The sequence below is a fragment of the Paraburkholderia sp. TE9906 genome, assembly GCF_056279605.1.
The window spans coordinates 86982-99044 of the sequence record NZ_JBWCCT010000017.1 but is presented as its reverse complement, the minus strand read 5'-3'; the positions used below and the strand labels follow the sequence as shown (position 1 = coordinate 99044).

Here is a 12063-nt window from a genome sequence, read left to right as displayed (position 1 = left end):
AACCCGGTGCCATTAGATCGTGATCATGCCTGTTGCCAGGCCGTAGATGCCGATGACCGCGCCAATGACGGCAACGATGAAAATGATCCAGTCCGACGTGGTGAAGACCGTCTTGCCTTGCTCTCGCCGGGCCCAGATATAGAGCGCCGTTCCAGGCGCATACAGCACGGCGGACAGGAGGATGAATTTCACCCCCCCTGCATAGATCATGAAGACCGTGTAGATCACGGCAATGCCGGCCATGATCAGGTCTCGCCGGCGTTCCTGCGGACGCATCTCGTAGCTTTCGCCGCGATTCGAAAGCATGAATCCGTATGCCGCCACGAACAGGTAGGGAATCAACGACATCGCGCTCGTCAGATTGAGCATCAGCGCGAATGCGTCCCGCGAGAAGAAGGTGCTAATGACGAAGAGCTGGACGACGATGTTGGTCAGCCACAGCGCATTGGCCGGCACCTTGTTGGCATTCTCCTTCGCGAAGATCGCGGGCATGTCTTTGGTCTTCGCGGCGGTGAACAGCACTTCGGCGCAGATCAGCGACCACGCGAGATAGGCGCCCAACACCGAAACGATCAAACCCAGGCTGACGAAGATCGCACCCCAGTGCCCGACCACCGCTTCGAGCACGGTCGCCATCGAAGGCTGGCGCATGCCCGCGACGTCCGCGCGCTGCAGCACCGCATAGGGGAGCATCGTCACGAGCACCATCAGTGAGGTCACGATGATGAAGCCCATGATGGTGGCCTTGCCGACGTCGGTACGCTCCTTGGCATAGCGTGAATAAACACTGGCCCCCTCGATCCCGAGGAACACGAACACCGTGACCAGCATGGTTGCACGAACCTGCTCGAAAAGATTCCCTTCGAGCCCTCCGCCGTAGAAATTCGCGCGGAACAGATCCATTCTGAAGCCGACGGCGAGGATGACGAGGAACACCAGGATCGGGATGATCTTGGCGACCGTCACCACGCTATTGATAAAGGCGGCCTGCTGCACGCCTTTCAGAATCATGAAGTGAAAGAGCCATATCCCGATCGACGCAACGACGATCGCCACGACCGTATTGCCGTCGCCGAACACCGGAAAGAAAGCGCCCAGTGTCGACTTGATCAGCACCCAGTAGGAAACATTGCCGATACAGCTACCAATCCAGTAGCCAAAGGCGGAAAGAAAGCCGGGGTAGTCGCCGAAACCTGCCTTGGCGTAGGCGAACACACCGGCATCGAGTTCAGGTTTTCGTTCAGCGAGAGACTGGAACACGCGCGCCAGCATGTACATCCCGGTGCCGGCAATCAGCCACGCAATGACGGCGCCCAGTGGGCCAGTGGCATTTGCAAAAGTTCGAGGTAAGGAGAAAATCCCCGCTCCGACCATTCCGCCCACCACCATGGCGGTGAGCTGCATTTTTGACATTTTCTGCGCTGTGGATGCCATTCGGATTCCTTTTTAGTTACCTTGTTAACTAGGGTGGCATTAGTTTCGAACGTAACGTATCTTTCACAGCTTCATCATGTGCAGCCCGGCCGCACTACTCTGCAACCGCCACATGAAAAGAATGGTACGTCCGCACGCTTTTGTCAATTGATCGGGAGCCAATATCCCCGCCGTCTCTGCGCACGCACGACATTACCTGGTATCTGCCCCGGCTTAGGTCAACGCATATCGACATGCATGATGCTTATATGTGGCCAAGGCTAATTCGAAAATCCGGGCCAATCTGATTGTTAGCTGGCTCGATTCGTTCGCACAATGAAAATTGGAGAGAATCGCCGATGGGTCGATCACTCGACATCAGCATGTTGAGCATCGACAATCGATATGAGGTATCGATAGGAGGAGGAGTTTGAAGCGTACCGTCGCTTTGCTGCAGTGCGAGCACAGTGACCCGATTGAAAACTGTTAAATCGAAGCGAATGGTTCAGATCGGCTGCGAGTTACGAAGCAATGCTATTCATCACCGGCAGTGGGATGTTCATTGATGCCGGCTGTCCCGCCGTGCTGCTTGCGAAGGATTTCGCAGAAATGAGCGCATTAGCGACCACCAGATAGCGCACATAGAAAAACGAAAGCCGCGTTCGTCAACAACCAGTCATAAAATATTTGTCTGCGCGTACTCGAAGTATCACATCGAACACGAACGATAAACTGAAGTTGGCATCGTGAAGCGTGACGATCGAATCATGGCGAGACCTTGCTTCGTTCCACTCAGCACCACCGATTTTATGCCGTGCGAATGTACCGGAGTCATTCTTCTTTATGAACAGCGATGGCCGGGAAAGATGTGAATCAGGCAACGCCGAGTCAACGGAAAATCACACAACGTTCTTGTGCCGACTAATCGCATGCTCTTAATCGGCGAATTTGTCTGGGCGCGAGCCTTCGACGAAATGACGCGATCCGCATTTGAATCGCGGCCGCCATTTCACGCTTCATCGCGCTGCACCATTCCGTTCAACGGCCCGCGCCTAAAGCAGCTTCCTCAACGTCAGCCGCGCCTCCAGACCACCACCCTCACGGTTCTGCAACGTCAACGTTGCATCCATCGCCAGCGCGAGTTGCCGTGCGATGGCAAGACCGAGCCCCGTGCCGCCCGTATGGCGATTGCGCGATGTTTCCACCCGGTAGAACGGCTCGAACACCGCTTCCAGCGACTCGGCCGGTATGCCGGGGCCACTGTCGAGCACACTGATCGTCGTCTGGCCATCGTGTACCGCCGCAATCCTGATCTCGGCCGCGCCGCCAAACTTCAACGCATTGTCGACGAGGTTGCCGACGATGCGGCGCAATGCCTGCGGCCGCGTCGTCACCGACGTGCCGAAGCGGCCTTCCAACGACACGTCCTGACCAGCATCGACGTAGTCGAAGACGAGGCTGTCGAACAGCGCATCCGGATCGATGCGGCACGGCACTTCGGTCGTGCCGTGCATGGTCCGCGCGTATGTCACGCCTTCTTTGACCAGCGTCTCCATCTCCTGCAAATCCTGCCTGAGCTTCGCGCCTTGTGCGTCGTCGTCCATCACGTCGACGCGCAAGCGCATGCGCGTGATCGGCGTTTGCAGGTCGTGCGAAATTGCCGCGAGAATCTGCATGCGTTCGGTCATATACGTCGCGATCCGGTCCTGCATCGCGTTGAACGCACGCGCGGCGCGTGCCACTTCGGAGGGTCCGTCTTCCGGCAGGCGGTCCGCTTTCAGATCGGGGCCCAGCGTGTCGGCCGCCAGCGCCAGCTGATGCAGCGGACGCGTCGCGAGCCGCACCGCGAGCCAGCAGCACGCAGCGAGCACCACGAGTTGCAATAGCAGTACCAGCGGCAGCCAGCGCGATAACGGCGCGCCCGGCATCGGACGCATATCGATCGTCAGCGGCGTGCCGTCGCTCAACTTCAGATGCACCTGCAGGCGTTCGCGGTCGCCGGGGACCGCGTTCACCGTCAGCGGATAGCGGCTGCCGATGCCGTCGTCAATCGAGCGCGCGACACGCTCCGAGAGACTCGCATCGACGGGCGCCCCGCTCACGCCGGGCCCGAGAACGAACTCGTAGCTGCGCCGCGCGAGACGCGGCAGCCACTGGGCCCGCTCATCGGGCGGCAAATGATCGAGCAGCGCCACCGAACTCACGACCTCGCGTTCGATGTAGCCCATCATTACATTGGTCATCGTCTGGTCGCGTTCGGTCATCGTGAGCCAGAACGACAGCGTCTGCGCGAGCGCCAGTCCGACGAACAGGATCACGGCGAGTCGCGCGAACAGCGTGCGGGGCCAGCGCGGCCATGACGCTGTAATCATTGCGGATCTCCGATGGCGGTCACGGCGGCGGAGAATACGTAGCCTTCGCTGCGCAGCGTCTTGATGTAACGCGGCTCACGCGCGACATCCCTCAGGCGTTGACGCAGACGGCTCACCATCAGATCGATCGAACGGTCGAACTGATCGGCCTGGCGGCCCTGGGTCAGGTTGAGCAGTTGATCGCGCGTCAGCACCCGCTGCGGATGATCGAGGAACACGCGCAGCAAACGGTACTCGGCGCCGCTCAGCGCGACCATCGTGCCTTGCGCATCGAGCAGATGACGCGCGGTGGTATCGAGCCGCCAGTCGCCGAAGCACAGCATTTGCGCCGATTCCGTCACCTCCATGCCGGGCGGCAGCATCCGCGCGCGGCGCAGCACCGAGCGAATCCGCGCGAGCAGCTCGCGTACGGCGAATGGCTTGGGTAGATAGTCGTCGGCGCCCATTTCCAGGCCGACGATCCGATCGGCTTCCTCGTTGCGGGCCGTGAGCATCAGCACGGGCACGGTGCGGAATTTGCCGGCACGCAGTTCACGGCACAGCACGAGACCGTCCTCGCCCGGCAGCATGAGGTCGAGCACGATCAGATCGGGCGCGCCGTGCTCGAGGACGGCGCGCATCTGATGACCGTTGGCCGCGAGCGACGCGCGCATGCCGTTTTTCTCGAGGTAAGTCGCCAGCAATTCGCGGATGCCGCGATCGTCGTCGACGATCAATACGTGGTCGGTCGTTTCCATCGGTGCACTATCTCTTACGGCGTTTGAACTGCACCCCGCTCGCCTGGACCAGCGTGCATTGCAGCGGATGCGCCAGTTCGGTCGCGAAACCGCCGACGATGAACAGGACGATCGCCAGTAACCGTTTCATGCGTCCTCCAGCACGGAGAGGCTGGCGCCATCGGCAACGCCGGCTTCCAGCGTATACGGGTCGACGCCGTCGAGGCAACCGATATTGACGCGCCACTGCTGCGGGTCTTTGCGCGTCTGATGAAACGGATAAATGCCGCAGTGCTTGCAGAAGTAATGCTTCGCCACCTTGGTGTTGAACTGGTAAAGCGTCAGCGCATCCTCGCCGCTCACGATTTTCAGTTGGCTCGCCGGGAACAGCGGAGTCATCAGCGCGCCCTTGCGTCGGCACAGGCTGCAGTTGCATCGTCCGGCGGGAACGATCGCGGTGCGAACTTCGAATTTGACGGCCCCGCAATGGCAGGAGCCTTGCAGCAAATCGGCGCTCATGGTGGTCTCGGTGATTGGCAACGCTTGCTTTATAGCCTGGTTTATCGCACCGATTGTGTCGCAGTGTATCTACCGGTCCGGCCGATACATAACATTGCAATAGGCGCCGTTTCCGGACGCGAAAAGAACTTCCCAAGCGGCCTCCATCGACCGATGAGACGAGCACGGGGGACACGAAAACCCGGACGCGGCGCTAGTTATCCTGCGCCGTACTCGACACGCCAGACACGCCGCTTCGAATTGACGAACCACCGGGCCGCATCGGCCCGCCGTCACTCACGAGGTGCTGAAGACGCGCGGCGCATGCGCTCGCGGCTGTTGATCAGATGCATGCGCATCGCGGCGCGCGCGCCCTCGGCCTCGCCGCGCGCGATGGCCTCGTAGATATCCGTATGCTCGTTGTTCACGCGCGACAGAGAGCGCTCAGGGTCCAGATTGGCGCGCGGCGACATGCGCGGGTCGAGCTGGGACAGGACGTCGACCAGATAAGGTGTGCGTGTGGCGCGGGCAATCTGCAGGTGAAACTGAAAATCTTCGGATGACGCATTCTCGCCGCGTTCCGCGCGCGCCTCGATGGCCTGCAACGCGCGCAGGATGTTCTCCAGATCACGCGCGTCGGCGCGCTGCGCGGCGAGACCGGCCGCCTCGGTCTCGATGCAGGTGCGCAGCTCAAGAATCGCAAACACGTCGCGCCCGCCCAACGACAAGGCGTTGACCAAGGTCGGGCTGAATGCTTCGTTCCACCAGCGCTATCCGCATCAACTGTCGGGTGGACGACGGCAGCGTGTCGCCATCGCGCGCGCCCTGGTGCTCGAACCGCGCGTGCTGCTGCTGGATGAACCCACTTCGGCGCTGGACGTATCCGTTCAAGCGGAGATTCTGAATCTGCTATCGGACTTGCGTCGCAAGGAAGGGCTGACCTATCTCATGGTCACGCATGATCTCGGGGTTGTCGTTCACCTCTGCGACCGGGTTGGGGCGATGCTCAAGGGCGAAATTGTCGAAACGTGAGGCGCGAGCGATCTGGCGACGGCGGAGCTCGCGCATCCCTATTCGAAGGTGCTGGTCGATTCGTCGCGCCGTGTCTCGCATGCCTGAGCGCACGGCGCACGGTGGGCGCCGTCAGACACCGCCCACCGTCTTCACGCTCTTCCACTGTCCCTGCTGGACCTGGAACAGCGTGTAAGGCGGCTTGATCAGATCGCCATACGGATCGAACGTAATCTTGCCGGTCACGCCATTGACGGAGATTTTCCCCAGACTGTCGACGATCTTCGCGCGATCCAGTGAATCGGCATCGTGAATCGCCTTGATCATCGCCAGCGCGGCGTCATACGCGAACGGCGCGTACAACTCGACATCCTGATTGAAGCGCGCCTTGTAACGCTTGCTGAAGTCCTGCGCGGCGGGAAGTTTGTCGAGCGCCGGGCCGGGTTCGAGATCCTGTGTGCCGTCACCGGCCGTGCCGGCGATCTGCAGAAACGCATTGCTCTTCAACGCGCCCGCACCGAACAGTTGCGCGGGCATGCCGAGCGAGCGCATCTGCTTGATCAGCATCGCGCCCTGCTCGTCCAGTCCGCCGAAGAAAATCAGATCGACGTTCTTGCTCTTGAGCGTCGTCAGAATGGCGCGGAAATCGACGGCCTTGTCGTTGGTGAATTCGCGATCGACGATATTGCCGTTCGCTTCTTTCACCCCCTTTTCGAAGGCATCGGCGAGACCCTGTCCGAACGCCGTGCGGTCGTCGATAATGCCGATCCGTTTGGCCTTCATCTGATCGACCACGAAGTGCCCGGCCACCACCCCGCCCACACCGTCGTGCCCCATCGTGCGAAACACGTTCTTGTAGCCCTGTTTGGTCAGTTGCGGATTGGTCGAGCCGGGCGTGATCATCGCGACATTCGCCTGGTGGTAGACGGTCGACGCGGGAATGCTGCAGCCCGAGTTGTAGTGGCCGATCACGCCGACCACCCCACTATCGACCAGCTTCTGCGCAACCTGAATCGCCACGCGCGGGTCGGCCTGATCATCCTGCACGTCGAGCACGAACTTGACCGGCTTGCCTCCCACCGTCGGATGCCGGGCGTTTTCCTCGTCTAGCGCAAGTTGCGCGCCGTACTGCAGGTCTTTGCCGACCCGCGCCACAGGACCGGTCAGCGGCCCGACAAAACCAATCTTGACGACTTGCGGATCGGCGGCCCAGGACAGCGGCGCATGCGCGCCGAAGGCGCAAACGGCCAGACTCAAAAGCCAATAGCGGCGATTCATGATGCACTCCTTGCGAGATGTCGCGTCGCGCGTTGCGGTTCGACCAATCCGATGCGCGACGCGGCGAGATTGTCCTGGGATGCCTGCTGCAAAGAAACGTCTACTGGTGCGGCGGCCGCACGATGCTAGAAACGCGTGGCCGCGTAAGGCGCGAGATCGAGCGGCGGGGTGCGCCCCGCGATCAGGTCGGCGACGATGCGTCCGCTCACGCCGGCCAGCGTCAAGCCGAGATGCTGATGGCCGAACGCATAGATCACGCGCTCGCTCGCGCGTGATCGGTCAAGCACCGGTACGCCATCGGGCAAGGTCGGCCGGAATCCTAACCAGTTGTTGTCGGGCGTATCGAGTGCGGGCAGTGCGCGCTTCGACGAAAACGTCAGCAGGTCGATCAGCGAGCGATTGCGCGTCGTGCTGAAGCCGCCCAGCTCGACGGTGCCCGCGACGCGAATTCCGTCGCTCATCGGCGTCATGTAAAAGCCGCGCTCGGCCCAGCCGACCGGCCGCGAAATCAGTTGCTGCGCGCCCGGATAGCGCACGTGGTAGCCGCGCTCGGTATCGAGCGGCACGCTGTCGCCGCATTGTCTGGCGAATTGGGCAGAGCGCGCGCCGGTGGCGACCACCACGTGACTGAAGCGCCGCTCGCGGCCGTCAGCCGTCACGCTCACGCCGTCCGCGCGAGGCTGCACTGTGCCGACGGTCGCGCGTTCGAGCTTCAGCCCTTGCGCGGCGAGCTGTTCGTACAAGGTCTGCAGAAAGCCCTGCGGATCGGAGAAATGCCAACTGTCGCTGAACAGCACACCTCGCTCGAAAATCGGCGCGAGCGACGGCTCCAGCGCGCGGATATCGGCGGCGGCAAGCACGTCGAAAGCGACGCCGAGTTGCCGGCGCAAATCGAGTGCGGCACGCGCGGCGTCGAACGACGCGCCGCTCGAATACAGATACAGGCACTCGCGCGGCCGAACGAAGCGCGCCAGTTCCTCGTTCGCGAGCAACGGCGCGTAGCCGCCCTGCGCGTGGCCGAGCAACGCGGCGAGCGCACCCGCACTCGCCTCGTAACGACGCGGCAGCGAACTCATCATGAAGCGCGCGAGCCACGGCGCGAGCTGCGGCAGATAAGTCCAGCGCAGTCTGAACGGACTGTCGCTCGACAACAGGAAACGCGGCAGATCGCGGAACACCGACGGGTTGTTCACGGGGATGCACGCATAGTGCGCGAACGTTCCGGCATTGCCGAATGACGCGCCCTGGCCGACGCCTGACGGATCGAACAGCGTGACGCGATGACCGTCGCGCATGAGCGCCGCGGCGCTCGCGAGGCCGATGAATCCCGCTCCGATAATGGCGATGTCCGGCATCACTTGCGTCCTTCCATGGCCTGTTGCCCGATCGGCGACAGATAGCCGGTGGCGCAGCCGTCGTACGATCGCGGCTGGCGTTTGGCCGTCAGCAGATACGCCGCCGAGGCCACCGCGAGGCTCGCCGCGCTCGCCATCAATTGCGGACGCAGCGCGGGATCGGCGCCCATGGCGGCGAGCACACCGGCAATCGCCGCGACGACAGCGTACGACAGCCAGGGGAACAGCCACATTCTGAGCGTCAGCCGTTGCGGATCGGTGGCCTCGATGCGCCGTCGGATGCGGATTTGCGCCAGCGCGGTCACCAGATAAACGAACAGCATCACCGCACCGGACGCGTTCACGAGAAACAGGAACACGCCCTGCGGCGACACGATCGCCGCGACGATCGCCACATAGCCCACCAGGCTGCTCAGCAACACGGCGAGCCGCGGCACTTTGTTCGGCGTCAGTTTCAGCAGCGACTTCGGCGCATCGCCACGCTCGGCGAGTCGAAAGAGAATCCGCGACGACACGTACAAGCCGGAGTTCAGCGCGGAGAGCACAGCGACGAGCACGATCGCATTCATGATGTCGGCGGCGCCGGGAATCCGCATCGTTTCCAGTGCGGCGACGAACGGAGAGTGTCCGGTCACGATGCTGCTCCACGGCACGATGCACGCGATCAGGAACATCGAACCGACGTAGAACGTGATGACGCGCAGGATCACCGAACGCGTCATCGCCGCGACGCTTTTCGCCGGATCATCCGATTCCGCTGCGGCGATTGTGGCGATTTCCGCGCCACCGACCGCGAAGATCACCGTCGGCACCGCCGCGAAAATCGACATCGCGCCGAACGGCATGAAGCCGTGCTGGCCGATCAGGTTCGCCGCCGCGCTGCCGGCCGGGCTGAAGCCGAGCAGATACCCGGCGCCGATCGCGATGAAGACGATGATCGCCGCGACCTTGATCGACGCGAACCAGAACTCGAACTCGCCATACGATTTGACCGACAGCAGGTTGATCACCGTCATGACCGACAGCAGGACGAGGCCGATCATCCAGACCGGCGCGGGAATCCAGCGTTGCAGGATCGCCGCGCCGGCCACCGCCTCGACCGCGACGACGATCACCCAGAAATACCAGTACAGCCAGCCATTCGTAAAACCGGCCCAATTGCCGAGACCGACGCGCGCGTATTCGGTGAACGAGCCGACGCCCGGTACGGCGAGCGCCATCTCCCCAAGCATGCGCATCACCATCAACACGACGATGCCGGCCACCAGATACGACACGCACGCGGCCGGACCGACGCTCGCCAACGTCGCGCTGCTGCCGACAAAAAGCCCCGCGCCGATGATGCCGCCTAGCGCAATCATCGTGACGTGCCGCTGACGCAACGCGGCGCCGAGTGTCGGCGTGGGCTCGGAAGAGGAGGACTGCGGAACGCTCATCAAACAACTCCTGCTGAGGGATGGCTGAACATGGGCTGGACAGTGCCGGCGCCGCCATGGCGAAGCACGTCGCCAGACAAACTCTGATACCTAGAATCACACAATATTTTTTTGTGTGCAATTAAAACGCTCATTGTGTGGCCCTGGCATTTTCCCTGGCTCGCATGAGATGGGCTTCCTGTGGGCCACCGTGTCGGCGGGTGGAACGACGTAAGGCTTGCAGTTGGGCATCCGTGGTATAAAATCGGCAAACCTCCGCACAATTTGCGGACAAAGATCGTTTTGTATGGAGACACGCGAACTCATGGTTTCTGGCAAAGACGCCGCCCGCATCGCCAAAGGCGCGCCCGAGCAGGCAAAGCGCTCCACCTATATCGAGGTGTCCAGTTCGATCGAGAGCGAGATCCGCAGCGGCATCTATCCGCCCGGCAGCCGGCTTCCGCCGCAGCGGCAACTGGCAACCGAGCTCGGAATCAACGTGTCGACGGTGTCGCGGGCGTATAAGGAACTGCAGTTACGCGGCCTCGTGATCGGCAGCAAGCGGCGCGGCTCGCTGGTCACGGGCGGAGCGATGCCGAGCGTCGAACCCGTGCAGGCAGCGAGCAATGCGGCGATCGATCTGACCGTGAACCGGCCGGCGACCGGCGAATTCCTCGACTGTCTCGCGCGCACGCTCGCGGACCTGCCGCGCGACCCGCGCTATGCGCAGTTGCAGGAATATCAGCCGCCACAAGGACCGCTGTGGGCGCGTGTCGCCGGCGCGCGCTGGATGAGCGCGCCGGGTTTCACACCGCCGCCCGATCACGTGGTCGTGACAAGCGGCGCGCAGCACGGTCTGTATGCGGTGCTCAACAGTCTGATCGGCACCGATGGCGTCATCCTCGCTGATCAACTCACCTATTACGGCCTCAAAGCGTTGGCACCGGTGTTCCAGTTCGAGATCGTTGGCATTCCTAGCGATCGCGATGGCCTGTTGATCGACGAAGTCGAGGCGGTGTGCCGACGCCGTCGCGTGAAGGCGATCTTCACGGTGCCCAATCTGCAGAATCCGACCGTCACCACGATGAGCCTGGAACGCCGCATGGCGCTCGTCGACATTGCGCGGCGGCACGGCGTGCCGATCATCGAGGACGACGTCTACGGGCCGCTCGTTTCGCAACGTCTGCCGACGATCGCGAGCCTGTGTCCCGAGCTGACGTTCCATATCGCGGCGACCTCGAAGATCCTCGCGCCCGGGTTACGGCTCGGCTATCTGCTGAGTCCGCCGGACAGTTCGGCGTTGTGCGCGGAAGCCGTGCGCACTACCGCGTGGATGCCCGCACCGATGTCGATGCTGATTGCGTCGATCTGGATCGAGGACGGCACCGCGCGGCGCATCATGGACGCGCAGCTCGCCGAGATCCGCGCGCGCCAGGATCTCGCGCGAGAACTGCTGCCCTCTGATCTGCTGCAAACGGACCCGGCCTGCATGTTCGTGTGGCTCAAGTTGCCGCCGCCCTGGCGTGCCGACGATTTCGCGGCGAACGCGAAAGCGCGCGGCGTGGTGGTGATGCCGTCCTCGGCATTCGCGGTGGATCGTTCGGAGATCGAGCACGGTGTGCGGATCAATCTTGCTTGCGCGACGAGCCGTGATCAACTGGTGAGCGCGTTGAGGCTGTTGACGGGAACGCTCAAGGATCGTCCACGGGCGCTGTTCGGGACCATCTGAGACGCGCGCAATATTTGAACCTTATGCGTGCTTAACGCCACTTGATGCCAGGCACGCATGAGGCAAATGCTGGATTTCATTCGACAGATCGGGCGTCGTACCAGCGTGCTTTTATGTCGTGGCTTGTCAATGAAGATGTAAGCCGCCGCGTCATTCCTCACGGGTTTCCTACGCCCTTTGTTTGACCGTGTCGTGACTGCGCTCGCGCATGTGCCCTCCTCGTCTCTCGCGTCACTGAGCACAATCAATATCGGCTCGCAAGCGAACAAAATAACG

Annotated in this window: 10 protein-coding genes and 1 pseudogene; 2 read left to right on the top strand and 9 right to left on the bottom strand. The window is 62.2% G+C overall.

Going from position 1 to position 12063, the window contains the following annotated elements; genetic code table 11:
• Positions 1–12 precede the first annotated feature (12 nt).
• From ACZ9H4_RS31780 to ACZ9H4_RS31755, 6 genes are all read right to left on the bottom strand, one after another.
• A complete protein-coding gene (locus tag ACZ9H4_RS31780) occupies positions 13–1434 on the bottom strand; it encodes a basic amino acid/polyamine antiporter (RefSeq protein ID WP_408148860.1) in 1422 nt (473 codons plus the stop codon).
• A 1031-nt stretch (positions 1435–2465) separates the two neighbouring features.
• The gene (locus ACZ9H4_RS31775) at positions 2466–3785 is read right to left on the bottom strand and encodes an ATP-binding protein (RefSeq protein WP_476122453.1); all 1320 of its coding nucleotides are present in this window, start codon (positions 3783–3785) and stop codon (positions 2466–2468) included.
• On the bottom strand, positions 3782–4522 hold the full coding sequence (locus tag ACZ9H4_RS31770; protein WP_476122452.1) for a response regulator: 741 nt from the start codon (positions 4520–4522) through the stop codon (positions 3782–3784). Before ACZ9H4_RS31770 ends, ACZ9H4_RS31775 begins: the two co-directional genes overlap by 4 nt.
• Positions 4523–4529: 7 nt before the next feature.
• Complete coding sequence (locus ACZ9H4_RS31765; protein WP_408147890.1) at positions 4530–4652, bottom strand: hypothetical protein; 123 nt, start codon at positions 4650–4652, stop codon at positions 4530–4532.
• Positions 4649–5020, bottom strand: a complete 372-nt coding sequence (locus tag ACZ9H4_RS31760) for a GFA family protein (RefSeq protein ID WP_408328222.1) — start codon at positions 5018–5020, stop codon at positions 4649–4651. Before ACZ9H4_RS31760 ends, ACZ9H4_RS31765 begins: the two co-directional genes overlap by 4 nt.
• Positions 5021–5292: 272 nt before the next feature.
• On the bottom strand, positions 5293–5706 hold the full coding sequence (locus tag ACZ9H4_RS31755) for a FadR/GntR family transcriptional regulator (RefSeq protein WP_476122451.1): 414 nt from the start codon (positions 5704–5706) through the stop codon (positions 5293–5295).
• 22 nt (positions 5707–5728) lie between these two features.
• Between ACZ9H4_RS31755 and ACZ9H4_RS31750 the strand changes: the two are divergent.
• Positions 5729–6025, top strand: a pseudogene (locus tag ACZ9H4_RS31750) (ABC transporter ATP-binding protein); the annotation flags it as partial.
• Between the two features lie 117 nt (positions 6026–6142).
• On the opposite strand, the gene ACZ9H4_RS31745 reads toward ACZ9H4_RS31750, so the two are convergent.
• The 3 genes from ACZ9H4_RS31745 to ACZ9H4_RS31735 form a co-directional block, all read right to left on the bottom strand.
• On the bottom strand, positions 6143–7288 hold the full coding sequence (locus tag ACZ9H4_RS31745; protein WP_408328227.1) for a branched-chain amino acid ABC transporter substrate-binding protein: 1146 nt from the start codon (positions 7286–7288) through the stop codon (positions 6143–6145).
• A 125-nt stretch (positions 7289–7413) separates the two neighbouring features.
• Positions 7414–8643: an NAD(P)/FAD-dependent oxidoreductase gene (locus ACZ9H4_RS31740; protein ID WP_476122450.1), complete on the bottom strand. Its 1230-nt coding sequence runs from the start codon at positions 8641–8643 to the stop codon at positions 7414–7416.
• On the bottom strand, positions 8643–10079 hold the full coding sequence (locus ACZ9H4_RS31735; protein ID WP_408147900.1) for an amino acid permease: 1437 nt from the start codon (positions 10077–10079) through the stop codon (positions 8643–8645). The genes ACZ9H4_RS31740 and ACZ9H4_RS31735 overlap by 1 nt, the downstream gene beginning before the upstream one ends.
• A gap of 304 nt (positions 10080–10383) precedes the next feature.
• Between ACZ9H4_RS31735 and ACZ9H4_RS31730 the strand changes: the two genes are divergently transcribed.
• Positions 10384–11787: an aminotransferase-like domain-containing protein gene (locus ACZ9H4_RS31730; protein ID WP_408147902.1), complete on the top strand. Its 1404-nt coding sequence runs from the start codon at positions 10384–10386 to the stop codon at positions 11785–11787.
• Positions 11788–12063: the final 276 nt, after the last annotated feature.

Bases quoted from the DNA above. Each gene is read 5' to 3' on its own strand.
- ACZ9H4_RS31780 (WP_408148860.1), bottom strand. From the start codon at position 1,434: ATGGCATCCACAGCGCAGAAAATGTCAAAAATGCAGCTCACCGCCATG.
- ACZ9H4_RS31775 (WP_476122453.1), bottom strand. From the start codon at position 3,785: ATGATTACAGCGTCATGGCCGCGCTGGCCCCGCACGCTGTTCGCGCGA.
- ACZ9H4_RS31770 (WP_476122452.1), bottom strand. From the start codon at position 4,522: ATGGAAACGACCGACCACGTATTGATCGTCGACGACGATCGCGGCATC.
- ACZ9H4_RS31765 (WP_408147890.1), bottom strand. From the start codon at position 4,652: ATGAAACGGTTACTGGCGATCGTCCTGTTCATCGTCGGCGGTTTCGCG.
- ACZ9H4_RS31760 (WP_408328222.1), bottom strand. From the start codon at position 5,020: ATGAGCGCCGATTTGCTGCAAGGCTCCTGCCATTGCGGGGCCGTCAAA.
- ACZ9H4_RS31745 (WP_408328227.1), bottom strand. From the start codon at position 7,288: ATGAATCGCCGCTATTGGCTTTTGAGTCTGGCCGTTTGCGCCTTCGGC.
- ACZ9H4_RS31740 (WP_476122450.1), bottom strand. From the start codon at position 8,643: ATGCCGGACATCGCCATTATCGGAGCGGGATTCATCGGCCTCGCGAGC.
- ACZ9H4_RS31735 (WP_408147900.1), bottom strand. From the start codon at position 10,079: ATGAGCGTTCCGCAGTCCTCCTCTTCCGAGCCCACGCCGACACTCGGC.
- ACZ9H4_RS31730 (WP_408147902.1), top strand. From the start codon at position 10,384: ATGGTTTCTGGCAAAGACGCCGCCCGCATCGCCAAAGGCGCGCCCGAG.